This window comes from Caballeronia sp. A2-2, from assembly GCF_057612605.2.
This window is the reverse complement of record NZ_CM172587.1, coordinates 1,944,138-1,968,920: the sequence shown is the minus strand read 5'-3', so window position 1 is coordinate 1,968,920 and position 24,783 is coordinate 1,944,138. Positions and strand designations below refer to the sequence as shown.

The 24,783-nt window shown below is 60.7% G+C and carries 25 protein-coding genes and 1 tRNA gene; 11 read left to right on the top strand and 15 right to left on the bottom strand.

Annotated elements, in window-relative coordinates; translation table 11 throughout:
* Window positions 1–61: 61 nt before the first annotated feature.
* Both ACZCWR_RS09325 and ACZCWR_RS09320 read right to left on the bottom strand, forming a co-directional pair.
* Window positions 62–460: a hypothetical protein gene (locus tag ACZCWR_RS09325; RefSeq protein ID WP_487300488.1), complete on the bottom strand. Its 399-nt coding sequence runs from the start codon at window positions 458–460 to the stop codon at window positions 62–64.
* Window positions 461–514: 54 nt separating this feature from the next.
* Window positions 515–2,113, bottom strand: coding sequence for an EAL domain-containing protein (locus ACZCWR_RS09320; protein WP_487300487.1), 1,599 nt, complete (start codon window positions 2,111–2,113; stop codon window positions 515–517).
* A gap of 302 nt (window positions 2,114–2,415) precedes the next feature.
* Between ACZCWR_RS09320 and ACZCWR_RS09315 the strand changes: the two genes are divergently transcribed.
* The 4 genes from ACZCWR_RS09315 to rpsU all read left to right on the top strand — a co-directional run bounded on the left by ACZCWR_RS09315 (window position 2,416) and on the right by rpsU (window position 4,307).
* Entirely contained in the window at window positions 2,416–2,946 is a 531-nt protein-coding gene (locus ACZCWR_RS09315; protein WP_487300486.1) for an N-acetyltransferase family protein, read from the top strand.
* A gap of 58 nt (window positions 2,947–3,004) precedes the next feature.
* Window positions 3,005–3,598 (top strand): IMPACT family protein, encoded by a 594-nt coding sequence (locus tag ACZCWR_RS09310; protein WP_487300485.1) that lies wholly within the window; start codon window positions 3,005–3,007, stop codon window positions 3,596–3,598.
* Window positions 3,599–3,612: 14 nt separating this feature from the next.
* Window positions 3,613–3,915, top strand: a complete 303-nt coding sequence (locus ACZCWR_RS09305; RefSeq protein ID WP_487303292.1) for a 2Fe-2S iron-sulfur cluster-binding protein — start codon at window positions 3,613–3,615, stop codon at window positions 3,913–3,915.
* A gap of 179 nt (window positions 3,916–4,094) precedes the next feature.
* The gene (rpsU, locus tag ACZCWR_RS09300) at window positions 4,095–4,307 is read left to right on the top strand and encodes a 30S ribosomal protein S21 (RefSeq protein WP_487300484.1); all 213 of its coding nucleotides are present in this window, start codon (window positions 4,095–4,097) and stop codon (window positions 4,305–4,307) included.
* Window positions 4,308–4,588: 281 nt separating this feature from the next.
* Here the strand turns inward: rpsU and ACZCWR_RS09295 are convergent.
* Together ACZCWR_RS09295 and ACZCWR_RS09290 are read right to left on the bottom strand one after the other, a co-directional pair.
* Window positions 4,589–4,665: transfer RNA gene (locus ACZCWR_RS09295), tRNA-Met, on the bottom strand.
* A gap of 55 nt (window positions 4,666–4,720) precedes the next feature.
* Entirely contained in the window at window positions 4,721–6,259 is a 1,539-nt protein-coding gene (locus ACZCWR_RS09290; RefSeq protein WP_487300483.1) for a peptide MFS transporter, read from the bottom strand.
* A gap of 646 nt (window positions 6,260–6,905) precedes the next feature.
* Between ACZCWR_RS09290 and ACZCWR_RS09285 the strand changes: the two genes are divergently transcribed.
* Window positions 6,906–7,655 carry an SDR family oxidoreductase gene (locus tag ACZCWR_RS09285; RefSeq protein ID WP_487300482.1) on the top strand — a complete coding sequence of 250 codons (750 nt, stop codon included), beginning with the start codon at window positions 6,906–6,908 and terminating at the stop codon, window positions 7,653–7,655.
* On the opposite strand, the gene ACZCWR_RS09280 is transcribed toward ACZCWR_RS09285, so the two are convergent.
* Entirely contained in the window at window positions 7,589–8,296 is a 708-nt protein-coding gene (locus tag ACZCWR_RS09280) for a ribonuclease HI family protein (RefSeq protein ID WP_487300481.1), read from the bottom strand. The two genes, ACZCWR_RS09285 and ACZCWR_RS09280, sit on opposite strands and share 67 nt — an antisense overlap.
* Window positions 8,297–8,434: 138 nt before the next feature.
* On the opposite strand from ACZCWR_RS09280, the gene ACZCWR_RS09275 reads away from it, so the two are divergent.
* Window positions 8,435–8,935 (top strand): PRC-barrel domain-containing protein, encoded by a 501-nt coding sequence (locus tag ACZCWR_RS09275; RefSeq protein WP_487300480.1) that lies wholly within the window; start codon window positions 8,435–8,437, stop codon window positions 8,933–8,935.
* A gap of 44 nt (window positions 8,936–8,979) precedes the next feature.
* Here the strand turns inward: ACZCWR_RS09275 and ACZCWR_RS09270 are convergent, their stop codons facing one another.
* From ACZCWR_RS09270 to ACZCWR_RS09260, 3 genes are all read right to left on the bottom strand, one after another.
* Window positions 8,980–9,231, bottom strand: coding sequence for a hypothetical protein (locus ACZCWR_RS09270; protein WP_487300479.1), 252 nt, complete (start codon window positions 9,229–9,231; stop codon window positions 8,980–8,982).
* Between the two features lie 441 nt (window positions 9,232–9,672).
* Window positions 9,673–10,431 carry a DUF2968 domain-containing protein gene (locus ACZCWR_RS09265; protein WP_487300478.1) on the bottom strand — a complete coding sequence of 253 codons (759 nt, stop codon included), beginning with the start codon at window positions 10,429–10,431 and terminating at the stop codon, window positions 9,673–9,675.
* 343 nt (window positions 10,432–10,774) lie between these two features.
* Window positions 10,775–11,356, bottom strand: coding sequence for a hypothetical protein (locus tag ACZCWR_RS09260; protein WP_487300477.1), 582 nt, complete (start codon window positions 11,354–11,356; stop codon window positions 10,775–10,777).
* 363 nt (window positions 11,357–11,719) lie between these two features.
* On the opposite strand from ACZCWR_RS09260, the gene ACZCWR_RS09255 reads away from it, so the two are divergent.
* Entirely contained in the window at window positions 11,720–12,271 is a 552-nt protein-coding gene (locus ACZCWR_RS09255; protein WP_487300476.1) for a hypothetical protein, read from the top strand.
* Between the two features lie 8 nt (window positions 12,272–12,279).
* On the opposite strand, the gene ACZCWR_RS09250 is transcribed toward ACZCWR_RS09255, so the two are convergent.
* Window positions 12,280–13,866, bottom strand: coding sequence for an inorganic phosphate transporter (locus ACZCWR_RS09250; protein ID WP_487300475.1), 1,587 nt, complete (start codon window positions 13,864–13,866; stop codon window positions 12,280–12,282).
* Window positions 13,867–14,146: 280 nt separating this feature from the next.
* On the opposite strand from ACZCWR_RS09250, the gene ACZCWR_RS09245 reads away from it, so the two are divergent.
* From ACZCWR_RS09245 to ACZCWR_RS09230, 4 genes are all read left to right on the top strand, one after another.
* Window positions 14,147–15,082 (top strand): CHAD domain-containing protein, encoded by a 936-nt coding sequence (locus ACZCWR_RS09245; protein WP_487300474.1) that lies wholly within the window; start codon window positions 14,147–14,149, stop codon window positions 15,080–15,082.
* Between the two features lie 57 nt (window positions 15,083–15,139).
* Window positions 15,140–15,412, top strand: a complete 273-nt coding sequence (locus ACZCWR_RS09240) for a hypothetical protein (protein ID WP_487300473.1) — start codon at window positions 15,140–15,142, stop codon at window positions 15,410–15,412.
* A 98-nt stretch (window positions 15,413–15,510) separates the two neighbouring features.
* Window positions 15,511–15,882 (top strand): hypothetical protein, encoded by a 372-nt coding sequence (locus ACZCWR_RS09235; RefSeq protein WP_487300472.1) that lies wholly within the window; start codon window positions 15,511–15,513, stop codon window positions 15,880–15,882.
* A 156-nt stretch (window positions 15,883–16,038) separates the two neighbouring features.
* Window positions 16,039–16,209 (top strand): hypothetical protein, encoded by a 171-nt coding sequence (locus ACZCWR_RS09230; RefSeq protein WP_487300471.1) that lies wholly within the window; start codon window positions 16,039–16,041, stop codon window positions 16,207–16,209.
* A gap of 332 nt (window positions 16,210–16,541) precedes the next feature.
* Here ACZCWR_RS09230 and ACZCWR_RS09225 read toward each other — a convergent pair whose 3' ends face one another.
* The 6 genes from ACZCWR_RS09225 to ACZCWR_RS09200 all read right to left on the bottom strand — a co-directional run bounded on the left by ACZCWR_RS09225 (window position 16,542) and on the right by ACZCWR_RS09200 (window position 24,776).
* On the bottom strand, window positions 16,542–16,943 hold the full coding sequence (locus tag ACZCWR_RS09225) for a DUF3597 domain-containing protein (protein ID WP_487300470.1): 402 nt from the start codon (window positions 16,941–16,943) through the stop codon (window positions 16,542–16,544).
* A gap of 602 nt (window positions 16,944–17,545) precedes the next feature.
* Window positions 17,546–18,265 (bottom strand): oxygen-binding di-iron domain-containing protein, encoded by a 720-nt coding sequence (locus ACZCWR_RS09220; protein ID WP_487300469.1) that lies wholly within the window; start codon window positions 18,263–18,265, stop codon window positions 17,546–17,548.
* Entirely contained in the window at window positions 18,262–18,846 is a 585-nt protein-coding gene (locus ACZCWR_RS09215; RefSeq protein ID WP_487300468.1) for a DUF6875 domain-containing protein, read from the bottom strand. Before ACZCWR_RS09215 ends, ACZCWR_RS09220 begins: the two co-directional genes overlap by 4 nt.
* Before the next feature lie 207 nt (window positions 18,847–19,053).
* Window positions 19,054–19,995, bottom strand: coding sequence for an ATP-grasp fold amidoligase family protein (locus ACZCWR_RS09210; RefSeq protein ID WP_487300467.1), 942 nt, complete (start codon window positions 19,993–19,995; stop codon window positions 19,054–19,056).
* A gap of 849 nt (window positions 19,996–20,844) precedes the next feature.
* Window positions 20,845–21,480: a TetR family transcriptional regulator gene (locus ACZCWR_RS09205; RefSeq protein WP_487300466.1), complete on the bottom strand. Its 636-nt coding sequence runs from the start codon at window positions 21,478–21,480 to the stop codon at window positions 20,845–20,847.
* Window positions 21,481–21,488: 8 nt separating this feature from the next.
* Window positions 21,489–24,776 (bottom strand): efflux RND transporter permease subunit, encoded by a 3,288-nt coding sequence (locus ACZCWR_RS09200; RefSeq protein ID WP_487300465.1) that lies wholly within the window; start codon window positions 24,774–24,776, stop codon window positions 21,489–21,491.
* Window positions 24,777–24,783: the final 7 nt, after the last annotated feature.

Genomic DNA, 24,783 nt, shown 5'->3' with positions numbered 1-24,783 from the left:
GTGAATTCTACTCGCTCGTGGAAGACTGCCCGAACGTGTATGTCCGGGCAGCGAGCGTGTTTCAGTCCTTGGCAGCGGCGCGCGCAAGTTGCGACACCTGGCCGTTCAGCACGGCGACATCGACGCTTTCTTGCAGCAACGGCAGATAGCGCTCCGCAAAGGCCGGATCGCGCGCTTCGGCATCGAACATGGCGATGACCGCGCGTGCATGCGCGATGCGTGCGTCGGCGGTGGCATCGGGATCGTCGAGCACGTCATCGAGCGTGGCGATGAGCGTCGAGAGCGGCGAAAGCCAGCGGTAGTCCGAACCATTGATGACGATCTGCAAAAATTCGCCGGGCGATGCCGGTCCGAACTCGGCCTCGTGCCGCGCCCGCAGATGCGCCAGCACGCCGCGATGAAGCGCGAGCAGCGGATGGCGTACATCGCGCAGAAAAGTGGTGGCTCCTTGGTCGTTCATGATGTCGCTCCGCGTTGGAAACAAGCACGTCAGATGCGGACGTTCGTCGCAAAATCAACTGCGCCGCATCTTGCCCGCGTGCTTCCCCGCATAACGGATGAAGTCCGACGCCGTGAGCGGCGGCGAGAACAGCCAGCCTTGCCCGAAGCGTGCGCCGCGCGCGTGCAGATACGCCGCCTGCTCCTCGCGCTCGATGCCTTCCGCGATCACCTGCACATCGAGCGTTTCCGCCATCTCGATGATGTGCGACGCCACGCTGCTGGACGCCGCATCCTGCCCGATGGTATCGACGAAAGACTTGTCGATCTTGAGCCCGTCCACGCGGAAGTTCTGCAGATGCGACAGGCTCGAATAGCCGGTGCCGAAGTCGTCGAGATAGACCGCGTGGCCCGCCTGACGGAACGCGCTGATGACGTCCTTGGCGGCGTCGGCATCGAGGAAACTGCGCTCGGTCGCTTCGATCCGGATTTGCGGCGCGCGCACGCCTTGTTGCGCGATGGCCGGACCGAGCACATCGAAGAAACGGCGCGTGGTGAGATCGGACGCGGACAGATTGACCGAGACGTAATAGTCCTCGTAGCGGCGCAAAAACTCGCCCAGTTCGAGCAGCACGGTGTCGAGCACCTGATCGGTGATCGCCTGAATCAGCCCGCCATGTTCGGCAAGCGGTATGAAATGATCCGGCCGCACAATGCGGTCGTGATGCTTCCAGCGCACCAGCGCCTCGGCGCCGACGCAGCAGCGCGTGTGCAGATCGACGATCGGCTGATACGCGACGATGAACTGATGCCGCCGCACCGCGTCGCTTAGTTGCCCGCGTGGCGACAGCCGCCGCACGATAAACACCGCCGCCCAGCCCGCGCACGCCAGCCCCGCCGCCATGCCGCCGAGCAGCCAGCCCCACGGCAGCGTCGTGAGATGGTCGCGCCAGGTCTGATGCGGCGCGCTCACGACCACGGCCAGCGGCATCGATACCGAACGGCGCACGGCGTACGCGGAACAATCGAGACCATGCGGATTCGCGCGATACACGGCGAGCACGGCGGCGGCGCTCGTCGCGGGCGTGCGCGCGATCACGCGGCTCGCTTCCGTGTTGATGACCGCCAGACCGCTGACCGGCTCGGCGAGTTCGTCGCGTCCGTCCAGATATTGCGACGGGTCCGCGGCGATGTAGAAACCGTCGCGGCCCATCACCAGCGCGCCCTCGCCGCCGGGCAGATGCGCTACGCCATACCAGGCCACGACGCCATCGCGCGAGCGCCAGTCGGGCGGCGGCATCCGCACTTCGTCGAGCGAATCGGCCGTCACGGCGCCGAGCAGCGAGGAACATTGCCAGTGGCCGTCGCGGTCGTAGGCGCCGGCATCGCGTACTTGTGCATGATGCAGCGCGATGCGTCGCAACGCCTTCAGATACGACGCCGAGCACGGCAGCGCGTCCACCTTGCCGACTTCCCCGAGCGCGCCTGAAAGCCGGCGCGTCACGTCTTCGGCGTGCAAAAGCGCGGCTTCCGCGAGCGTGTTCAGACGCGCGGCTTCTTCATGAAATTGCATGCGCCGCGCCAGCAGATAGCCGATCGAAACCGGAGCGAGCGCCGCAACCAGCACGATGACGATCAGAAGCGCGGCCAGCGCCCCACGTTGGAAGTTGTTCATTGCGTGTTATGGTCCGCGCCGCCGGCGGTAAAGATGCCGCGTGCGTGCGCGTTTTTTTGTCCCGACTCGTTGCGACCCCCGCCGCCATGCATCCGCGCGCGCGCCATCGAAGCGGGTTCGACGCGTCCGTGCACGGTGCCGGACAAACGACTTAGTGTAGGGGGCGGCGATTGCCCGATTCAATGTTTCTTTGCTTTATAACTCTCGTCTTTGGTGGGTTGCCGAACGGCCCGTTCGTTCTTTTTTTGTCTGAAGGTGGCGTGAGAAAATCGGCCTTATCGTTTTGCTCCCGGACTAATCCCATGATTTGCGAGCAGTCTGCCGTTCCGCTCGTGCGCGAAGCCGCGCCGGGCGATTTCGATGCCATCGCGCGCATCTATGCGCATTACGTGCTCAACGCGCTCGCCACGTTCGAGGAAACGCCGCCTTCCGTCGATGAGATGCGCGCGCGGCATGCGGGCATCGTTGGCGCGGGGCTGCCGTATCTCGTCGCGGAGATAGCAGGCGAGGTGGTGGGATATGCGTATGCGTCGGCTTATCGCGCGCGTTCGGCGTATCGGCATACGATTGAAGACTCGGTGTATGTCGCCGATGGGCAAGGCGGACGCGGCATCGGTCTCGCGCTGCTCACAACGCTCATCGACCGATGCGAGCGCGGACCGTGGCGGCAGATGATCGCGGTGATCGGCAACAGCGGCAACGCGGGGTCGATCGCGCTGCATGCGCGGTTGGGCTTTGAACACGTCGGCGTGCTGCGCGAAGTCGGCTTCAAGCATGACCGATGGGTCGATACCGTGCTGATGCAACGCGCGCTCGGTGCTTCGGCCGGGTGAACCGGCGCTCAGGCTAACATTCGCTTCTTGCTTCCTGCTTTCTGCCACACCCCGAGCCTTGCCCACCTATACCCTCGCCTCCTCCGTCAGCGCGGAAATCGATATCCGCAAGAGCCGCTTCATCGCGTGGGCCATTCCTGTGGCCGACCGCGATGCCGCCATGCGTGAACTTGATCGCCTACGCGGCGAGCATGCGAGTGCCACGCACGTCTGCTGGGCGCTGCTCGCAGGCGGCCAGTCGGGCATGTCGGATGACGGCGAGCCATCGGGCACGGCGGGGCGGCCGATTCTCGAAGTGCTGCGGCATCACGAAGTCGATGGCGTGCTCGCGGCCGTCGTGCGCTATTACGGCGGCATCAAGCTGGGCGCGGGCGGACTCGTGCGCGCTTACACCGATGCCATCGCCAGCGCCATGCAGCTCGCCGAGCGGATCGAGCGCATCGAGCGCGGGGAGATCGGCATCGAAATGGACTATGCGGATGAAGCGCGCGTGCGCCGCTGGATCGAACAGAACGATGCCGAACTGACCGATGCCGCGTACGGCATGACGGTGCGCTTCGTCGTGCGCATGCCGTCGGCGCGCCGTCAGGATGCAATGGCCGAATTGCGCGATCTCACGAATGGCCGCGCCACGGTCGAGATACGCGAATGAGCGAATCCTTCGCGATGAGCATCGAACCGGCCGGCTTTCTCGTGGCCGTGCGCGATGGCGAGACGTTGCTCGAAGCGGCATTGCGTGCGGGCATCACGCTGCCGAGTTCGTGCCGCAACGGGACGTGTCGCGCGTGTCTGTGCCGCGCGGTGGAAGGTGCGGTGAGCTATCGCGTCGAATGGCCGGGTTTGAGCGCCGAAGAAAAAGCCGACGGATGGATTCTGCCGTGCGTGGCGCTGGCGCAATCCGACATCACGATCGAGCAGCCCGCCGCGCACGAAACGCCGCCGCCTTCGAGACCCGCGCGCGGCTTCTGATCTCTCCCTGCCGTCGACAAGGGTATTCGAGGATTGTCGTCTCGATTCAACGACCTACGATTAGCTTCCCGGCCACGCGCGAGCCGGTTTCCCACGTAAAGGGTGCAGTCCTGCTCTCAAAAAGTGTACAATTGCGCTTTGTCCCAATTTCTGGCAGGGCCAGATCAACCGAGATTTCAATGACTAAAGTACTGTTGAAAGAGAACGAGCCTTTCGACGTCGCCATGCGTCGTTTTCGTCGTACCGTCGAACGCACGGGCCTGATCCAAGAACTCAAGTCGCGTATGTCGTATGAGAAGCCGACCACCGAGCGCAAGCGCAAGAAAGCTGCTGCTGTCGCTCGTCTGCGCAAGCAGATCCGCCGCGCGCAATTGCCGAAGAAATTCTATTGATCGATCGGGGCGCTCTGCCCTGAACGGTTTGCGGTAGCGCTGGCTTCCCAGTGAGCCGGATCGGATGGCGGTGTCGTGCATGAGTAGCGCGACGGTTCGCAAACGTCTGGTTCGGTGACGACTGGCAAGAATGCACAAAGCCTGCATGAGTGAATGCTCATGCAGGCTTTTCGTGCTTCTGGGGCCTGTCATTAACAAGCGTGGCTTTTGGTCTGACTCAGCGAAAGCGTCGCCGCCAATGCAAAAAGCCCGGCATGAGCCGGGCTTTTTGTTTTGAATCTTGGTTGCGGGGGTAGGATTTGAACCTACGACCTTCGGGTTATGAGCCCGACGAGCTGCCAGACTGCTCCACCCCGCGTCTGAAGAATTAAATTATAGACCGGACTGATTCGCCGCGTCAACCATCGTTTTCATTACGATGCAGAAACGGGCTGCAAGCGACGTTCTGCCGTCTGCGCCGAGCTTGCCGCCCGCTCCTGCGCTTGCTGATGATGCGCCCGCGACAGCCTGCCCAGCAGCGGCAGCAACGCGATCGCAACCGCCGCCCCGCCCGCTGCCAGCCAGCCAAGCCCGAAGAACAGATGCGTGTACAACGGCAGCGATTGCATCGGATCGAGCGTGCCGGACGGCATGCGCGCGAAGTTCGCCACCACGCTGCCCAGATATTGCGAAACGCCCGTCGCGACGAAGTACGCACCCATCATGAAGCCGCTCATGCGGGCCGGCACGTAGCGCGCGATCATCGCGAGGCCAAGACCGGACACGAGCAATTCGCCGAGCGAATAAAGACCGTAGCCCGCCACCATGAACCACGACGACACACGTCCGTCCACCGCGTAACGCCCGGACAAGCCGAACACGAAGAAGCCGATTGCGACGACGACGAAACCCGTCGCGTACTTCGCGGCAACCGGCACGTCGCGTCCGCGGCGCGCGAGACGCGTGTAGAACATCGCCAGCAGCGGACTCAGCAGCATGATCCAGATCGGATTGAGCGCCTGAAACTGCGCGGCGCTCCATTTGAACAAATCGACGTTTGCAATCGAGAACACCGGATCGACGTTGCGCAGCGCGAACAGCGTGAGCGAGGTGGACATCTGCTGATAGAACACGAAGAACAGGATGACCTGCATCGTGAGGATGAGCGCGGCCACGAGACCCGCGCGTTCGCTGCGGTCGCACGTCCTGAGCATGTAGCCGAAGATCGCGAGAATCGCGACGCCTGCCGCATACACACAGGCCACCGCCACCGTCTTGTGCTGAAGGATAAATACCGTCGATGCCGCCAGCGCCGCGCCGCCCGCGATCACCGCGAGCAGGCGCTTCACGTGCATCGGCTGGTCGTCCGGCGCGGAGCCGATGTGCGCAAGCGTGCGACGCATCAGCGCGAAGTTGATGAGACCGACCAGCATGCCGCCGCAGCACACCGCGAACGCCGCATGCCAGCCCCAGTGATCCTTGATCCACGGTGTCGCGAGCATCGAAAAGGTCGAACCGATGTTCACGGCCATGTAGTAGATCGTGAACGCGCTGTCGATGCGCGCGTCGTCGCCTTCGTAGATGCGTCGCACGAGGTTCGCCGCGTTCGACTTGAACAGGCCGTTGCCGACCACGATCACGCCGAGCGATGCATATAGAAAGCCGAGCGTATCGAACGGCAAGGCCAGCATGAAATAGCCGAGCGCCAGCACGAGCGCGCCAATCGTCATGGTGCGGCGCGCGCCGAGCACCTTGTCGCCGATCCAGCCGCCGATCGACGGCGCGGAGAATACGAGCGCGGTGAAAGCGCCCCAGGTGAGATTGGCGTGATCGTCGGCGAAACCGATTTTATCGACCATGAAAAGCACGAGCAGCGCGGCCATGCCGTAATAACCGAAACGCTCCCACATTTCGATCAGGAAAATCGTGGTGAAAGAGCGCGTCTGTGACGTGCCGGACGTAGAGGTGTTCATCGGGGAAATCCTTCAACAACGAAAGGCAATAGGCAGCGTTTGAACGTGCCGGATCTGGAAACCGCAATGCGCGTCGCGCATGGTGAATACCGGGGTCTGTCGGCTTCTTCCGAAAGAAGCCAGCGAACTAAAAACAGTGATTATCGCAAATCAGCGTACGCCGGTCGGCATTAGCGGTCGTAACGTTGCGTTGCGCTTGTGAATCTTGCCTTCGAGGCATGCATCGTCGGGAATACAGCGGAAGAGCGCGCGGCCATCGGCCACGGCAAATGCAGAGTGTTGAGCTTTCATTGGTGTTCCGGTTTCGCGTGACTGCCGCGCGGATAGCGCGGCGTGACCTGGCGTATTCGTGCGTGCAAGAGGATCGCTAATGCGCGCATCGGTGGATCGGAACGAATCGCAGGCTTGAATGCAATTCGCGCGCCGTGCATTTTGTTGATATTTGTGTTGGCAGTCACCTCGGGATTGCCCCTATCTCTATAACATGCGTTTATTCAACATCAATAGAACCAAGGAATAATCGGCTTGCAAGGCGAAATAATCGCACCGGGATAGATTTCTGTTCCGAAATAACGGCGCGCCAGCGCTTCCATGCGTACGGTTTTAAAATCGGGCTCTTGCCGATCACCAAAGGAAGTTCGATCCCATGTCTGAGAAAACCGTCGCTGTTCTCACCGGTCATACGCGCGGAATCGGCGCGGCCATCGCCGAGGCGCTGCTTTCGCACGATATCGACGTGCTCGCAGTCTCACGCCGGCGCAATCCGGACCTTGCCGCGCGGCACGCGGGCCAGCTTCGCGAAATCGAACTGGATCTGGCGGATCTGTCCGCGCTCGGTCAGTGGATCGGTGGCGAAACACTGCGCGGATTCGTGGCAGATGCGCGGCGCGTGCTGCTGGTGAATAACGCGGGCGTGCTCGAACCGGTCGGCAGTCTCGCGGATCAGGACGCCGCCGCCGTCGCGCGTGCGGTCAGCGTCAACGTGGCCGCGCCGCTGATGTTGTCCGCTGGTTTCACCGCGCAGACCGCCGGGGCGGCGGACCGGCGCATCGTCCATGTGTCGAGCGGCGCGGCGCGCAACGCCTATCCCGGCTGGAGCGTGTACTGCGCGACGAAGGCCGCGCTCGATCACCATGCACGCGCGGTCGCCCTGGATGGCGTCGCGGGGCTGCGCATCTGCAGCGTCGCGCCGGGCGTGGTGGATACCGACATGCAGGCGGAAATTCGCGCCATCGGGCTGGAACGTTTTCCTTTGCGCGAACGATTCGATGCCCTCAAGCGCGAGGGCCAGCTCGCGACGCCGGAAGATTCGGCGCGCAAGCTCGTCGATTATCTGCTGGGCGATTCGTTCGGCGAGAAACCCACCGCCGACGTGCGGGAGTTCGCTGCGAGCTGATCGAGCACACGCCGGGACAATTCATCGGCGTGTGCGTTGCGTTGACGCGGCACCCAGCGCAACCGAACATCGCCGATCGCGTCGATGAGCGCGCGGGCGCGTGCCGCGTGATGCGTCAGCGAGCGAATGCCCGCTTTCCCGGACGCGAGCATGTCGTCGATCACGACGCGGCTGTCGCCTTGAATCGACACCTTGCGCGCGCCTTCGCGCAGCGCGGTTTCCAGAAGCGCGATCAGCGCGAGATATTCCGCCGCGCTGCTGTCCCCGCGCCCCGCCGTCGCGCTGATCTCGAAGCACGCGCCGCACGGGCTCCTGAGCCAGCCGCCGATGCCGATCCGCCCGGGATTCGGCAAAGCGGAGCCGTCGAAGCCTCCGCGCCATAGATCGGCGGCGTGTTCCTCCTGATCCTTGACGGGACGGCTTGCGCGTTTTTCCTGCCGTTCAGATCGCGCCTTTTCCGCTTTCGCCTGCGTGTCACGCCGCGTCTGCACCAGTTCGCGCAAGGACCGTTCGCCCGCCGCCTTCGCGAGAATCGTGCGCAACGCTTCGTGCTCCGAAAGCCCCGCGCCCTTGACGAGCCGGCGGCTCGACACGCGTTCGTTCTTGTAGGCGACGGCCAGCAATTCCTCGTAATCGAACATGGACGACCAGGCGAATTCAGCGAACTGCGAGCTTATCAGACGCCCGCGGCGAGACTGCGCCGGCGAACATGGGAACGTCCGTTGCTGCGACATCCATGAGCGCAACACTCACTTCGACACAAGGGCAAGGAGCCGATCATGAATCAGGCGATGGAGACAACAGGCGGCGCGAAGATCATCGGCAAGGGTGCGGCGACGGCGGCAGGTCCCGGTCCCGACGTGATGGCCGCCAGCACGCTGGACGGCGATTCCGTGTTGAGCAGCGACGGACACGATGTCGGTTCGCTCAAGGAAATCATGCTGGATGTGGCAAGCGGCCGGATTGCCTATGCCGTGCTGTCGAGCGGCGGGTTTCTTGGCATGGGCGACAAGTTGCTGGCGGTGCCGTGGAGCGCGCTGACGCTCGATACCGACAACCGGTGCTTTCGCCTCGCGGCGAGCGCGGAACAGGTCCGCAACGCGCCGGGCTTCGACAAGGACGCGTGGCCGTCGATGGCGGACCGCGTCTGGGCGAGCACGGTGCATCAGCACTACGGACGCGAGCCGTATTGGTCCGACCACACTAAGGACGTGAGCACCACCGGCGCGATTCCGCCGGAAGGCGTGGACGCGCCCGAAGCGGGCGGCGTCAAGCTCTGAAACAGACGTGGCGCGCCAAAGCCCGCAACGCCCGTCAGCGAGCCTCAGTCCATGCGTCGCTGGCCGGCGTGCACGTCGACGTTCTCGGACTCGCCCATGAGCGCTTTGAGCACGTCGCCGGCGAAGTCTTCAATGGCAAAGTGCCACTCGATCGAGCCGACCGGGAAGTCTTCGGGGTTGCACTTGCCCTGCGCCCGGCGGATCGCGCCGACGGACAGGCTCAGCGCACGAGCGTGCTGAAAATGCGGATCCTGGGGATCGCTCGATTCGAAAAACGGTAGTTGATCTTTATCCATGACACTCTGATGTCGGCGGGCAATCGATGAAATGACTATCGGCACGCGCCGATAAAACTTTAGGGCCCAGCCGCCGCGAGGACGAAAAAAAATGCCTCACAGCCTGCGAGACTGAAAGCGCGCCAAACACACGCGCCCACACCACAACCATGCAGCCCTATCGAAATCTCGCCGGAAACTCCGGCGTTGCGGCATTCGAAGTGTTCCCCGACGGGATCGAAATCCAATTCGTCAGTGGAACTACTTATTTGTATGATGTTCATGCCTCGGGGCGTGAACACATCGAGAAGATGAAACGGCTTGCCCTTACTGGGCGCGGCCTTAGCAGCTACATTGCGCGGAACGCTGTGCGGTACGCCGGAAAAGCCACCTAACCGGCGAAAAACGCCATTTTAAACGATTCTTCGCACGCCTTCCCGATCACTTCGTTTGCAGGGGGAATCATCGGCCCGAAGGCAGATGCGGAACACACTCGTTGCAAGTAGCGTTGAGCTGGTGTAACTGCCGCTGCAGCTTGTTCATCTGCACTTGCGAGGACATCCTGCGCCCTTCAAGTTGCGTGAGTTCCTTGCGAATCTCCTGTTGTCTGAGCGCAACTTCCTGGTCGCGAGAATTGCCCATTTGCAGATCGACGCGCACGCGTTCCACCTGCGCTTCCGACTCCGCGATGGAGCGCACGAACTGATCGTTCTGCGCCTCCAGGACCGCGCGTCGCATTTCAGCCTCGGCTAAACGAATGGCTTGCTCGACGAAATGGCGGAAGGCGAGTTCGGCGGCATCTGCGTCGGACGCTTTCAGCACGCGCCACACGGCTTCCTCGTGATAGAGCACGGCATAGAAGGTCAGCTCGCGCGGATGGAACAGCAGCGTGGCCGAATAGGCAAAACTGTTGAATGTTCGGAACGTGGCGAGCGTCGATTGTTGAAGCAGCCATTCGACTTCGGAGATGGCCGCAGCCTGCAGCGGATACGCGCCCGGCTGCGCGGCGGATGGCAGAACGGCACGTAAAGGCGTGACGCGCGTGGCAGGCGATGGGGATGGCGCGGGAGCCGTCGGCACGTCTTCGGCATCGACGTTATGTGCGTCTTCGTGGGGTGCCCGGGCGGGCGCGAACCGAGCCGGCGTGTTCGCCTTCTGGCGCAGAAGGAAAGATGGCGCATTGTCGAGCACGTTGCCCTTTTTGTTCAGCAGGCCCTTCACGATGACTCCCCCATTGAACTTCTGCCCGCCACCGCCACTGTTGCACGACTTACGCATGCGCTAAAACAAAACAGACTTCCGGCCCGGCGTCGTTAAATCGTTCGTAGTAGTTTCGTTCAAGCCGACCGCATTAAGAACGCATTAGCCGACAAATTCTACGGATGAATTCAGTATAGCCGAGCAAATCCGGGTTTCAAATCCAGCGCTGAAAGCCGCGCTTAACCGGATTAAATATCCCGCGTCATTTCTGCAAGCGCAATATGCAAAAAAATAAAAAAATGGCGCGAAAAAAATCGCGCCATTTGAAAATCCGCATTCGCCCATCAAGGCCGGTGACTGTGGATCACGCGTGCCGGTAGATCGCCTGAGTGCCGCTGATCCGCATTTGCGCCAGACGGGCTGAACGCGCCTTGGACATCAGCGCGACCATGCGCATGATGCGAATGCCCTGAATGCCGCACCCGTGACCGGGCGTGGGCGACACCAGCGACTCCAGCGTTCTCATGCGGGAATACAGTTCGATGAGCGAGCCGCTCGACGCGATGGACGGCATCTCAGTCAAGGCGAAGGAAGCCAGGCCGGCAACCTTGGCTTCGGCCATGCGCTCGGCCACCGGAGTTTGAGCAGCGGAACCGGCGACGCCCGGCGCTTCGAAGTGCGAGTGGCCGTCGTTTCGATCCCGAAAATACTCGTACACCGATTCGAGCAGATTGACCGGTGTCTGTTCGACTCTGCGAGCCGTGGCGGCGCACTGATGCAGCTTCCAGTTCTCGCGCTCGCTGACCGTGGCGATCAGATCGGCGATGCGCAGGCGCAGTTCGGCCTCCCGGCGCGCCATCATGGCGCGAAGCATCGCGGCTTCTTCGCTGGTTTCGTCCGGGAGCTTTTCGCTCCAGGCCTGCAATTCGTTCAATGTGATCGACATGAAACACGCTCCACTGCGTTGGCCCGACAGAAACGGAAACGGCGCGGCTGGTTTTTTCGGGCTGACATTGTAGTAAGTTCCGCGCGACTGGGGATCAACTTTATTTATCGTAGTTCGTTCACGCAATCAGCATGGGACGAATGAAGCGCCATGCAATGCGCTGCCGGGCCTGCACGTCACGCATGCGCCGCGTTTTATCGAGCAAATCGAAAAACTGAAAATATTTGTTGCAGACCCATGTCGCCCGTTCCCGCCGCGTTCGTCCGGCTCACCGATTTCATCCCGCGATAAAACTAGCCTGCCACGTTTCGCATATTCATAAACCGTATATACTGTTTTCTCCACAGAGAAAGGAGCGAGCGCATGAGCACACCGGAAATCGAGCCGTCCACGAAGAAGGCCTTCAACTTTCCGAAGGGCGCGGCAAAGAAATCGGCAGCAAAGAAATCTGCGGGCAAGGAAGCGGCGCAAGCCGTGACGTCAAAGAAAGCGGCGGCGCAACCGTCGAAGGCCGTCGAAAAAAAGGCAGCGGCGAAAAGCGCAGAGAAGCCCGTGACGCGCGCCGTCAAAAAGGCGATCGAGCAGGAGGCCCAGACAGCCGCCGCTCAGCCGGAGACGAAAGTCAGGCGCGCGAAAAAGGAACCGAGCAAGAGGGACGCAAGTAAAAAGGACGCAAGCAAAAAAGAAACGATCAAGAAAGAGAAAGTCGTGCGCGATAGCTTCACGATGCCCAAGTCCGACTACGCGAAGATCGCCTCGCTCAAGCAGAAGTGTCTGGACGGCGGACTGCGCGTGAAGAAAAGCGAGTTGTTGCGCGCGGCCCTCGCCATGCTGGATGCCGCGCCGGACAAGCGCATTGTCGAGGCGGTCGCGGCGCTCGAAGCGGTCAAGACCGGGCGGCCGTCGAAAAGCTGACGGTCCCTTCAGAACACGTTTCTGAACACCCAGTAGAGGCACGCTGCCAGTGCGATCGACACCGGCAGCGTGAGCACCCAGGCCAGCACGAGGCTGCGCACCGTGCTCCATTGCAGGCCCGAGCCGTTGGCCGCCATCGTTCCGGCGACCCCCGACGACAACACATGCGTCGTCGAGACCGGCAGACCGTAGGCATCGGCGGCGCCGATGGTGAGCATCGCCACGAGTTCGGCGGACGCGCCCTGCCCGTACGTGAGATGCTGCTTGCCGATCTTCTCGCCCACCGTCACCACGATGCGCTTCCAGCCGACCATCGTGCCGAGTCCGAGCGCGATCGCCACGGCCACTTTCACCCACGTCGGAATGAACTTGGTCGCACGATCCAGCTTTTGCCGATAGTTGTCGATCACCGCCTTGTCGTTCGCAGCAAAAGCCGGCTGATTCGCCTTTTCCATCAGACGAATTGCTTCGGACACCAAATACATGTTGTTGCGCACGTTGTCGACATCGTTCTGCGGCACGGCCGCGAGCGATCCCGACTGGCCGACTTGATCGGCGATCGTTTCGGTCAGCTGGCGCACCGCCGGCACCGTCGCCGTCGACATCTGACGCGTGCGAACGAAAGATTGCACATCCTCGCGTGCGTTGACCGAACGCGGCGCATCGCCGGCATATTTCGCGAACACGGCCGACGCTTCATGCGCGATCGCGACGAACGTCTGCGTCTCGGCGGGACTCACTGCCTTGTTCAATGCGTAAGCGGTCGGCACCGTGCCGATCAGAATCAGCATGATGAGGCCCATGCCCTTCTGTCCATCGTTGGAGCCGTGCGCGAACGACACGCCGGTGCACGTGAGAATGAGCAGCGCGCGAATCCAGAACGGCGGCGGACGGTTGTTTTTCGGCTCCTTGTAAAGCGCGGGCACGCGAACCAGCGCCTTGAGGATGAGCAGCAACAGCCCCGCGCAGAGAAAGCCGACGATCGGCGAAAACAGCAGCGACTTGCCCACGCCCATCGCTTGCGACCAGTCGACGCCGCTGGTGCCGGAAGGCCCGCGCATCAGTTGATTCATGAGTCCCACGCCGATGATCGAGCCGATCAGCGTATGCGAACTCGACGACGGTAAGCCGAAGTACCACGTCGCCAGATTCCAGATGATCGCCGCGATGAGCAGCGCGAAGACCATCGCGAAACCCGCGCCGCTGCCGACTTGCAGAATGAGTTCCACCGGCAGCAATTGCAGGATGCCGAACGCCACCGCGCCGCTCGACACCAGCACGCCCAGGAAATTCCACGCACCCGACCAGACCACCGCGATATTCGGCGTCAGCGAATGCGTGTAGATGACGGTGGCGACGGCGTTGGCGGTGTCGTGAAAGCCGTTCACGAACTCGAAACCAAGCGCGATTAGCAACGCGACGCCGAGCAGGACATACGCAAGCGAGGAATTTTGTCGAACTGATTCGAGGTCCGAAGCAAGATGAATCGCCACGTAACCCACGCCGACGAGCAGAACGAGCAGGAAAAAAGCGAGGCTGGTACGGCGCGTGCGTTCGCTTGTGGCGGACTGCTGGGGAAAGGCGATATCAGGCATGATCGACTCGCTCGTTTACCGTGGCGGACCAAGGATACGTGCGCGTGAGGCACGTTTATGTGAATCTTTCGTGTCAAATTTTTCGTTGTGCAACGCGGAATTCGCGCAACGCCAGATGCAGCGAGCGTGACAAATTCTTCATGCGAAATTCTCGCTCTTGTCATGACGCTGACACCGGGCAAGCCTACCTTGGCGAGAGCCATGCCGATCAAACGAAACGCGCACCTCCTACACTAAAAAAAGAACGAAAGGTCGTGCGACATAAGTGCATACCGAGACGATGACACTGAACTTCGATCCCGCCGTCCGCAGCGCGTTACGCGTTCCTGCTTTCGCCGTTCCGTCCTCCGTCACGCGACACGATACTCAGACATCCTCTCTGCGCGATGAACCCGTGGCCGATGCCTTCGTCGTCCTGACTACTCCACTCGCAAGCGACGCCCTGCATCAGGCGGAACAAATGGCCGAGCATGGCGACGCGCGCGCGCTCGACCGGCTGCGCATCACGCTCGAAAGACTGCGCGCGCTTTGGTGGGCCTTCGAGCCTTTGCTCGACGAGAAGGAAGCGCGCATCGTGCGCAAGCGTTTCAAACGGCTGGCGCAGATCGCCGGCGCGCCGCACGAACTCGACGCCGCGTGCGATCTGCTCACGCGTGCGCGCAAGAACGGATCGCACGTTGGCGCCGTGGTGCGCACGCTGAAGCAGGAGCGCCAGGAAGCGTCCGCCGTGAGTTGCGTGACGATCCGCAAGGCCGATGTCCACGCACTGCTGCGCCGGGCGCTCGCCGATGCACGCCGCCGCCTGGAAGCGCGCGCCGATGAATGCACGCTCGCGGAATTCGCCCGCGCGCGCATCCTGCTCGCCGACGAAACGCTGTGCAAAAAAGAACAGCGCGCCGCCCGGATGAAGCACATGGACGCGAAAACGCTGCGCGGCATCGACGAAGCGGCAAGCAAGCTGCACTGTCTGCTCGAACTTTTCGCGCCGGTGCTCGAACGCGGTCACCGGGACATCATCGCGCATCTCAGCGATGCTCAGGCCGCCATCGGACATCTGCACGACGTGCTGGCAAGCGCCGACTTCGTGCGTCGTGTCGCGCCCACGCTCGATGACAAACACGCGGTCGATCAGGCGGTTCGCTGGCTCGACAAGGAGCGCCGCGGCAAATCGCGCGTGGCGCTCGAACGTCTGCGCGCCGTTCCGCATATCGCCTGAACGTCACCTCCGACGATCCTCAGTACTACACACTCCCTGCCTTCCGAGCCCTTCTTCGTGCGGGTTTCGCCCGCCGGGTCGCGCGCGCATCCTGAACCGATGGCGCCGAACCTGAACGGCGCCTTCCTCAAGCCGCCATCGAGTCGGGAGATCGTCATGTACTTCGGCACCCTCGTTACGCACGTGCATCGCGAGCAGGACACGGACAACTGGAAACGCGACATCGACACAGCGAGCGCGCCCACGCCCGGCCGCTGGCGCGCATTTCGGCAAGCATTCAGAAAGGCGTTGCACGGCGCAATTCGACCTTTCGGCTCACGCCGAATGTAAAGTAACATCGCGGCGACCTCGAATAGGAAAAATCCGACTGAATTTGGAGCGACGACCCGATTAAATGCAGGCCTCATTCATATCAGAGGCTCACCATCATGAAGGACCTGCAAATCTCCGTCGATGCCAACGGTTCCGCCACGCTGTCCCATACCATGCCGATCAGCGAGCACTGCGGCAACCGCGCGCGTTTGTTGTCGTCGCTCGTGAATATCGTGGCCGCGCCCGGCGGCTTCGAGCAATTCTGCTCATACCCGGAATCCATGCGCCGGGACATTCTGAGCCTCATGCATTCCATCGCGCAGGAGCAAATGCCGCTGCTCGCCGCACTCGAAGACCACACGGCGAAGGCGGCTTACGAACGCGGCGCGCAGGCCACGCGCGAATTCCTGATCCAGGAACAAGCCGCCAATTCGGCCGTTCATTACGATGCGGACAATCAAGAGCAGCCGGTGATGATCGCTCAGTGAGCGTATCGAGTCTCGCGCGGCCGCGTGTGCTTCACGCGGCATCCCAATCCCCTTATCTTTAAAGTCATGCGGGCTCGTTCATTTCTTCACGCTTTGCTTTCCGTCGCGTTGTTCGGGGGCGCTGGCGTCGCCCACGCCGCTTATTCCGAGCAATGGATGACCGGTGCGGACATCGCGCGCGAACAGGCGCACGCGCATAAAGACGTTCACGTACAGCCGTCCGCCAAGCCGGCGGTTAAACATGCCGTCAAGAGCGCGCCGATCGCGAAGACCGACGACGATCCCATCGCGGCGTTCGCGCGCCCATCGAAGACGAAGGTTCGTTGAACGCCAGACCTACGCGAGCCGTCATCGGAACAAGATCGCGACTATTCCGATTCCCATCTCCTTCGCGCGTCGATTATTCTCGCGCTCGTCGTAGGCGAAGGGATGCACGACGGCCTCACCCTGCCATGTGTCCGCTTTCGTCGGGCATTATCAGAGGCGTGGTCCTCGCGATGCATACCCTCTCCTGCGGCGCCTGCTTCGAATCGATCACGCAATACCCGAACACGCAATACCTGAGTCCGCAATACAAAAGCCCGCGAACCGGAATATCTCCGATTCGCGGGCTTTTTCTTTTCCGCGGCGCTTTCGCGCTTCGAACGTCGAACGTCGACTTACGAGAGCAGGTCGGACGGCAGCTTGCCGCCGTTTGCCGCCAACGCTTGCATAAGCTGCTTGTGCAACCAGATGTTCATGGAGGCGGAATCGTTCATGTCACCGCTGTACTTGAGCTCGGTCGCGAGCTGCTTGCGATGGTCGAGGCTGCTGTCCACGCCGAGCAACTTCATCATGTCGACGATCGACACGCGCCAGTTGAGCGTCTGGCTGTTTTCGCTCGCAAGCTGATCCATGACCGCGCCGACATCGACATCGGACAGCGCAGCAGGCGCTGCGGGCGCGTCCGCGGCCGCCGCGGCGGCCGGTGCCGGCGTGGGATCGGCGGCCACTGCGGGCGCCGTTTCTTCGGGCTTGGCCTTGTGGAAAATCTTTGCAACGATGTCACCGAAAATGCTCATGTTGAACCCCTTGTCCAGATGAAAAAGCGAACCTTGATACGCGTGAATGCCGCGAACCGAGGACTCTCCAGCATAGCGCGGGATGCGTGGGTAACCCGTGCTTTCGAACCGATTTGCGAGGTACTTTGACGCAATTTTGCATTGAGTCCATGACACGTCTTCGTTCGCTGAGGAGACGCTGCTCGTCAGCAGAACTTTTGATTTTAAATTTGCATGACCAATTCATCGCCTTTGTACTAAACTTCAGTTGAAATCTAACTGCATGGTCGATGAGGCTTATATGAAAGTTCCGTCTAAGTTCACCTCAAGTTTCTTTGTCGTCGTGGGCGTGCTGTGGGCCTTGGCTCACCCTGCGCGACGGCTCAGGCGAAGCTACTGGAGCGAAAACAAGGTGAGCGGCTGAAGCGCTTTAACACCTGTCCGCGCTCTCAAAGAAACGGTACGTAATTCTTTCCTTCTCGCCGCTCGCTTCCGGTAATTGAAGCACGTCAGGTCTTTCGCATGACAATGTGTGTCCGCTTAGATAATACGGATTCCGAACTTCATCGAACCAAATGAAAAGCGTCTCCCAAGGAGACGCTTTAATTTGAGCCGGGACAAGACTACGCCGCCAGTTCCTTGTGCCGGTTGGCTTCGCAGTAGTCGGCCAGTCCGCCGATGGTCGCGGCTATATCCTTGTTGATGGCCGGCCCGTGCATCGGGAAGATCCATTCGATGTCGTACTTCTGAATCTTCTTCAGCGCCGACAGGAGATAGTCGAGCGACGGCAAATAACCCGCCTTCTCGATCGACGTGATGATGTTGTCCAGCGTCCCGCCCGTGGCGTCCACCGGCCCGTAACTCATGAAGATATCCGACGAAAACAGTGCCTTGAGGCGCGGCACGTAGATCACGAGCGAGTCCCACTGATGCACGTGTTTGACGTGGATCGGCACGATCTCCTCACCGTTGATGGTGATCGGCGTCTCGTCCTTCAAGATCTTGCTCTTGACCGAAAAGATGTCGGATAACGCGTGCGCGCAAATAGGATGCGCATACGCGACGATGCCCGGGCTGTGCGTCTGAAAGTCCGGCAACGCGCCCATTTCGTCGGACTCGAAATGCGGCACGACAAGGCTGGTTACCTTCGCGATATCGATTCCGGCCGATTCGAGATTGCTCTTGAGCTGAGGGAAGTCCGCACGCATGCCGGCCGCGATGCACATCACACTACCCGAAGGCGAGCGAATGAGAAATTGCGAGAAAGCCAGATGGATTTTCTCGACGTACATCGTGTTCCGGTAGACATCCCCAAGGAAATTATCGATTCGCGCAGCGCTCATCGGACGGCCTCTTTGGTCTGCTGAAACTGGCGAAGCGCGATCTTGCCGCGATTGCCGAATTTTTCCAGGTACGTTTGCACGTAGCTTTCCTCATGGTACAGAAAAGCGATGTCCGTCGGAACCATGTTCCGGATGGCCAGCAACGGAACGGGCGTTTGCAGCGGACGGAAACTTGAGCTCCACAGCCCCGGTTCCTCGCAATCCTTGAAGAACTGGCCGAGCATCATGTGACGTTCGACGAAATTGCGCTTCCACTTCTTCTGCACTTCCAGCACCGCGTGATCGGGCCGCTCGATCTTCACCGGCATGATGATGCGGCAACTATAAAGATTCGCATGCGCGGTGCCTTCGAATTCTTCCATGTGCCGTCCGATATCCTGCTCGAACGACTCGAGATCTTCCGAATGGTTTCTATAAAACTCGATCGAATTGCGGGTGAGCGCCGAGCGCGCAAACGGGCACACGTCGCCATCGCGCCCGAGGTCCGGGTGCGGCGCGCAAAGAAAGTCTCGTATCCAGACCACGATCTGCGCAAAGGCTGGATCTCTGGATGCTTCCTCTAGAGACAGATGTTCTGACATTGACGGCTTGCCTACCATATCAGCCTCGTCCTTGATGCATATAGTTCGGTAAGTGAAAAGCCTCCGCGCCGAAGCGCCTGCAGACGCGCGAACGTCGCGGCACTTTCACTTTCACGCAGGTTTTCGACACGCCGCCACGTCGGCCACCCGGAGTGTCGCGGGTGAACCGGGCGCGGCGGGCGCACGCTCTCGTTTTTTGTCAGTGACTTACTTCATCTGTCTGATGAGCTGCCCCCACTCATGATCGTAATGGCCGGGTGAAATCTTCATGAGACCGCCACCCGGCGTGAAGGTCAGTTCCCCGAAGTAGATTTTTTCGTCGAGCACGTACAGATCGACGCGGACATAACCGAGCCCTTCAGCCAGACGCATGGCCACATCGACGACTTCTTTCCAGTTGGGCAATTGCGGCGCCGGCTGCGGGCTGCACGGATAATGGCCCAACTCGATATCCAGACGCCGCCATTGCGGGTCGTAGAAATCGTGACGCGGCGCGCCGAAGCGATCCGTGATGACGCCCGTGAAGACGATCGGACCGTTCGCATCGCGCCCGAAGATATTGAGCTTGAAATCCGGCGGGACCGTGTCCGTGGCGGGATCGATCAGCAACTGCTCGAAGTACACGCGCCGCTCGATCGGCTCATAGTGCTTTTCGCGCGTGGCGCGATAGAAGTCCGTGCCGAGCCACTTGTTCGTCAACCGTTCGAGTTCTTCGAACGACGTGTCGGCCTTGTTCCGCACGACCTTCACGAAGCCGCAGCCGTGATTGGCTTTCATCACGAAAGCCTTGGGCAACGATTCGAACACTTCGCGCGTGAAAATTTCCGGCGCCGCGATCAGCGGAATCAAGTGTTCTTCGCCGATCTTGGCGCGCACGTAGTCGCGCACCAGCAACTTGTCGGTCAGATCCGTCCAGCGCGGGTCCGGATGCAGGCAGCGATGCAAAATGATTTCGTTGAATGTCGTCGGCACCGTCAAGTTGGGCAGGCGTCCGACATTGCGAAGATGCAAGAGGCGCAAAAGGAGTTCGTCGGGCAGCACCTTTCTTGCATTGAGAAAAAAGTGGGATCGGATAGCTTTGCCGATTGCCTGATAAGCGTTCGGCCTGGCGGCGCGCGCCGGGCGCGTGCCGTCCACCGGCTGCGTCATGCGCCTTTTCCGTTCACCCGAGAGTCGCGCCTGCGTCGACTCGTTTTGGCCGCTCGTTCCCACCGGGCTAGTCATTCACGTCCTCCTTGGATACTTCCGATCCGCGCCACGTTTCACCGGACTCAGAGCAATGTGCAATAAAAGAGAAAAGCTTGAATTCGAGGCGAACCCGCACGCCGGCGCCGTTGCGGCGACACACTGCGGTCCATGCATTCGAGACAGGAATACAACGATATTCGCGGTAACGTAGTCTGTACTTCTTTCGCCGGCGCGGTACCGGCCTCCGGTGCCGGCCGCTCGCTACCTCAAGGGAAACAGACTCGACGAGACGCTAAAACGAGGGCTGATCGAACTTGGGGCGCCGCCCGGCATGTCCTGGCCCACGCATACGTTGGTCAATCAGCGCGACTAACAAGATGCCCGATTTCGTCATCGAGCACTATGAAGGTGCTTCTGTCCCGACTGACTATACATCAACCACTAAGAATAAGAACAAGCCAAAAATTTCTGATTTCCTTTCGGACTTGACATAGCGGATTGAGTGAATTGCGGTCAGCATTTCATGTGCCCGGCTCATTCCTGAGTGCGATCTTACCGATATGAAAGATCCGCATGCGCGTGCACCGTATTCAGGAAAAAAATATCGCTCAATGATTAGACCAATCGGCACGCCCGGCAGAAAAGCTTTACCGTTGTTACTTTGAATTTACAATTGGTTTGAATTACACAACTCAATCAAAGCATTCAGGCATTAACGCGCCGTATTGGGTAAGTGAGGAATTATTTTCTTAGTCGCTTTGAATTTTTTTTCGTGACACGACACCGGTTTTTGCTTTAGAGGCTTTGCGCTCATGGCACCTGACGAAGCGATGCCGAGTACGTCATCATGCCAATGCACACGTCCGCGAGATACTCGGCATCGCGCGGTAGTCTGATCGAATTCTGTTCCAACAGCCAGTCACGCAGCACGCCGCCGAGAAAGGCGTGCACGACGCTCGATGCCCGCTCCGTGTTTAGATCGACCGGCAACTGCCCTTTCTCGATTGCGTTGCGCAAGCCGAGTTCGAGCTGCCGCCTGCCGTTGCGCGCCGCATCGCGCTGACGTTTGAGCACGATATCCATATCGCGCGTGTGCTCGCATTTGGTGAACAGCACTTCGAAAACATGACGACTGTGCGGTTCGAGCACCGCAGCGCCGAGGCAATACACCAATAATTCGCGGATGCGGCCCAGCGGATCAGGCTCCGTTGCATCGATGGCGGCGGCGACGAGCGTTTCCATCGGCAATATCACGCGGCTCGTGACGGCCACGAGCAGATCGCCCTTGTTGCGAAAATGCCCATACACCGCGCCACGCGTGAACCCGGCGCGCGTCGCCACCTCGCCGAGCGTCGTGCGCGAGACACCGCATTCCGCGAACACTCGTTCGGCTGCGTCGAGAATCTGATCGCGTGTCTCGAGCGCCTGCTGACGGGTTTTCTTCATGGCGCATGTCACGCGGGTTTGCTTTCGCCGCCTGCTTCGTGAGCGGGCGGATCGCCCTCGCCGCCGCCATCGTGATGCGGCATCTTCTTCGATACTTCATCGAGCTTGTCGCCGAGCAGCCGCCGCACGACCACATAGAACACGGGAATCAGCAAGAGTCCAAGGAAGGTCGCGAACAACATGCCGCCGATGACGCCCGTGCCGATTTCATGACGCGACGCCGCGCCCGCACCCGACGAGATCACGAGCGGAAACACGCCGAGGATGAACGCCATCGACGTCATCAGGATCGGGCGCAGCCGCAGACGTGCGGCGGACATCACGGCATCGCGCAAGGTCTGGCCGTTCTGCTGCCCTTCCACGGCGAACTCGACGATCAGAATGGCGTTCTTCGCCGCGAGACCGATCACCGTGACCAAGCCGATCTTGAAGTAAATATCGTTCGGAACACTGAAGGTCAGACAGAACGCCAGCATGCCGAGCATGCCGAGCGGCACGACCAATAGCACGGCGACCGGAATCGACCAGCTTTCGTAAAGCGCCGCGAGACACAGAAAGACCACGACGATGGACAGCGCCATCAACACGGTCGCCGACGAACCGGACAACAACTCCTGATACGACTGCCCGGTCCAGTCAGCCGCGAACCCGGTCGGCAACTGATGATTCACGATGTCGTTGAGCGTGTCGATGGCCTGACCGGTCGAATAACCGGGCGCGGAGTTGCCGACGATCTCGATTGCGGAATAGCCGTTATAGCGCGGCAGCACGGTCGGCCCGAAAGCCCACTTCGCATTCACCACGCTTGCGAGCGGCACCATGTTGTAAGGCGCAATCGATGTATTCGCGGGCGACGGATCGACGGGCGCGACGAACCCGTTCGAGCCTACCGCACTGTTCGCATTGCTCTTGCTCGCCGATGAATTCGCCGCGAACAACGCCGGCGTATAGAGATGCTGAAACGAATCCAGTCCCATGCGATACGGTGCATCCGCTTGAATGTACACGCGCTTCACGCGGCCGCCATACGTGAACTGGTCGATATAGAACGGCGCGAGTTCCATCTCCAGCGTCTGGTACACGTCGGTCAACGAGAGGCCCATTGCCTGCGCCTGCGTGCGATCCACCGCGATATCCAGTTGCGGCGCATACGGCAGCGAATTAGGTCGGATGCCGAACAAAACCGGACTCTTCGATGCACTCCCCAGCAACGTACGCTGCGCCTCACCGAGTTGCGCGCGCGATTGCCCCGCACGCGCCTGCAAGTACATATCGATGCCGCCGAACTGACTCAGACCGCGAATGGTCGGCAAGTTCACCGCGAAAATCTGCGCATCGGGAATGGACGACAGAATGCGGTTCATCTGCGGGATGAGTTGCATGGCGGTGGCGGAGCGTTTATCCCAGTCGCTCAGCTTGATGAACGACATGCCCACGTTCTCGCTCGTGCCCACGAAGCTGAAGCCTTCCGGCTGAAAGATACCCACGATATCCTTGCCCACCGGACTATGCGCGAGCTTGTCGCGCAGTTCCCCCATCACGTGATTGGTCTGTTGCAGCGTGGAACCGGATGGCAGATTCACGAGCGCCAGCGCGAAACCCTGGTCTTCATCGGGCACGAAACTCGTCGGCAGCTTCGTGTAGAGAAAGCCCGTCAGCACCACGAGCACGACAAAGATCACCATCCAGCGCGGCGCATGCGTGATCGCCTTGCCCGCGTGACTCAGATAATGTTTCGTTGTCCAGTCGAATGTGCGATCGAACCAGCGATAGAACGCGTTCTTCTTCACCTGATGCTCGGGCTTGAGAATCGCAGCACATAAAGAAGGCGTGAAAGACATGGCAAGGAACGCGGAGAAGCCCATCGATACCGCGATGGTCAGCGCGAACTGCGCGTAGATGATGCCGGTCGCGCCCGGCTGCAACGCGGACGGCACGAACACCGCAGACAGCACCACAGTGATCGCAATGATGGCGCCCGTGATCTGCTTCATCGCCTTGCGCGTGGCGGCGCGCGGTTCGGCGTGCTCCTCGCTCATGATCCGCTCGACGTTCTCGATGACGACGATCGCATCATCCACCACGATACCGATTGCCAGCACCATGCCGAACAGCGTCAACTGATTGAGCGTGTAATGCAGCGCCGACAATCCGATGAACGTGCCGAGCAACGCGACCGGAATCACCAGCGTCGGAATGATGGTCGCGCGCAAGTTCTGAAGGAACACGAGCATCACGAAGAACACCAGCACGATGGCCTCCACCAGCGTGCGTATCACGTCCGTGATCGATGCGGTAATGAACGGCGTGGTGTCATACGGAATGCTCCAGCTCACGCCCTCGGGCAGATCGCGCGCGAGCGTGCCCATCGCGGCCTTCACGGCCTTGGCGACCGTCAGCGCGTTCGCGCCGGGCAACAGAAACACCGCGAGACCGCCCGCAGGCTTGCCGTTATACACCGGCGCCTGTCCATAAGTTTGCGATCCGAACGATATTCGCGCGACATCGCTCAGCTTGACCGTCGTGCCATTGCTGTTCGACAACACGATGATGTCGCGAAACTGCTTGAGCGAAGAAAACAGGCTATCGCCTGTAACGGTCGCGGTGAAGACTTGCCCCTTGACCGCCGGGTCCGCGCCAAGCGAACCGGCCGCAAACTGAGCGTTCTGTCCGCTTACCGCATTGAGCACCTGCGTGGTCGAAAGCCCGTAACTTTGCAGCTTGTCTGGGTCGAGCCAGATACGCACGGCATATTCGGAGCCGAGCAGCGTCGTATTGCCCACGCCCGTCACGCGGCCGATCACCGGTTGAATCTGCGAGGCGAGAATATCGGAGAGACGGCCTGCATCGATCGCGGGATTGTCGGATTGCAGCGCGATGAACAACAAAATGTCCGGGCTCGACTTCGCCACGATCACACCCTGCGTCGTCACCTGCGATGGCAACAGCGGTTGCGCCAACGTCACCTTGTTCTGCACCTGCACCTGCGCGATATCCGGATTCGTGCCCGTCGCGAACGTGAGGATGATCTGCGTCTGACCGTTGGATGAAGATGTCGAACTGAAATACAGCAGATTGTCGATGCCGGTCAGTTGTTGCTCGATCACCTGCGTGACGGTGGATTCCATCGTCTGCGCGCTCGCGCCCGGATATTGCGCGGTCACCGTCACCTGCGGCGGCGCGATGTCCGGATACGAATCGATACCCATCGTGCGAACGGAAAGGATGCCGAACAATGAGATGAGGATCGCGATGACCCACGCGAAGATCGGACGGTCGATAAAGAAACTCGGCATGAGCGGT

Excerpts from the sequence above, each read along its gene's own strand:
- ACZCWR_RS09325 (WP_487300488.1), bottom strand. The coding sequence starts at position 460 with ATGAACGACCAAGGAGCCACCACTTTTCTGCGCGATGTACGCCATCCG.
- ACZCWR_RS09320 (WP_487300487.1), bottom strand. The coding sequence starts at position 2,113 with ATGAACAACTTCCAACGTGGGGCGCTGGCCGCGCTTCTGATCGTCATC.
- ACZCWR_RS09315 (WP_487300486.1), top strand. The coding sequence starts at position 2,416 with ATGATTTGCGAGCAGTCTGCCGTTCCGCTCGTGCGCGAAGCCGCGCCG.
- ACZCWR_RS09305 (WP_487303292.1), top strand. The coding sequence starts at position 3,613 with ATGAGCATCGAACCGGCCGGCTTTCTCGTGGCCGTGCGCGATGGCGAG.
- rpsU (WP_487300484.1), top strand. The coding sequence starts at position 4,095 with ATGACTAAAGTACTGTTGAAAGAGAACGAGCCTTTCGACGTCGCCATG.
- ACZCWR_RS09290 (WP_487300483.1), bottom strand. The coding sequence starts at position 6,259 with ATGAACACCTCTACGTCCGGCACGTCACAGACGCGCTCTTTCACCACG.
- ACZCWR_RS09285 (WP_487300482.1), top strand. The coding sequence starts at position 6,906 with ATGTCTGAGAAAACCGTCGCTGTTCTCACCGGTCATACGCGCGGAATC.
- ACZCWR_RS09280 (WP_487300481.1), bottom strand. The coding sequence starts at position 8,296 with ATGTTCGATTACGAGGAATTGCTGGCCGTCGCCTACAAGAACGAACGC.
- ACZCWR_RS09275 (WP_487300480.1), top strand. The coding sequence starts at position 8,435 with ATGAATCAGGCGATGGAGACAACAGGCGGCGCGAAGATCATCGGCAAG.
- ACZCWR_RS09270 (WP_487300479.1), bottom strand. The coding sequence starts at position 9,231 with ATGGATAAAGATCAACTACCGTTTTTCGAATCGAGCGATCCCCAGGAT.
- ACZCWR_RS09260 (WP_487300477.1), bottom strand. The coding sequence starts at position 11,356 with ATGTCGATCACATTGAACGAATTGCAGGCCTGGAGCGAAAAGCTCCCG.
- ACZCWR_RS09255 (WP_487300476.1), top strand. The coding sequence starts at position 11,720 with ATGAGCACACCGGAAATCGAGCCGTCCACGAAGAAGGCCTTCAACTTT.
- ACZCWR_RS09250 (WP_487300475.1), bottom strand. The coding sequence starts at position 13,866 with ATGCCTGATATCGCCTTTCCCCAGCAGTCCGCCACAAGCGAACGCACG.
- ACZCWR_RS09245 (WP_487300474.1), top strand. The coding sequence starts at position 14,147 with ATGACACTGAACTTCGATCCCGCCGTCCGCAGCGCGTTACGCGTTCCT.
- ACZCWR_RS09235 (WP_487300472.1), top strand. The coding sequence starts at position 15,511 with ATGAAGGACCTGCAAATCTCCGTCGATGCCAACGGTTCCGCCACGCTG.
- ACZCWR_RS09230 (WP_487300471.1), top strand. The coding sequence starts at position 16,039 with ATGACCGGTGCGGACATCGCGCGCGAACAGGCGCACGCGCATAAAGAC.
- ACZCWR_RS09225 (WP_487300470.1), bottom strand. The coding sequence starts at position 16,943 with ATGAGCATTTTCGGTGACATCGTTGCAAAGATTTTCCACAAGGCCAAG.
- ACZCWR_RS09220 (WP_487300469.1), bottom strand. The coding sequence starts at position 18,265 with ATGAGCGCTGCGCGAATCGATAATTTCCTTGGGGATGTCTACCGGAAC.
- ACZCWR_RS09215 (WP_487300468.1), bottom strand. The coding sequence starts at position 18,846 with ATGTCAGAACATCTGTCTCTAGAGGAAGCATCCAGAGATCCAGCCTTT.
- ACZCWR_RS09210 (WP_487300467.1), bottom strand. The coding sequence starts at position 19,995 with ATGACGCAGCCGGTGGACGGCACGCGCCCGGCGCGCGCCGCCAGGCCG.
- ACZCWR_RS09205 (WP_487300466.1), bottom strand. The coding sequence starts at position 21,480 with ATGAAGAAAACCCGTCAGCAGGCGCTCGAGACACGCGATCAGATTCTC.
- ACZCWR_RS09200 (WP_487300465.1), bottom strand. The coding sequence starts at position 24,776 with ATGCCGAGTTTCTTTATCGACCGTCCGATCTTCGCGTGGGTCATCGCG.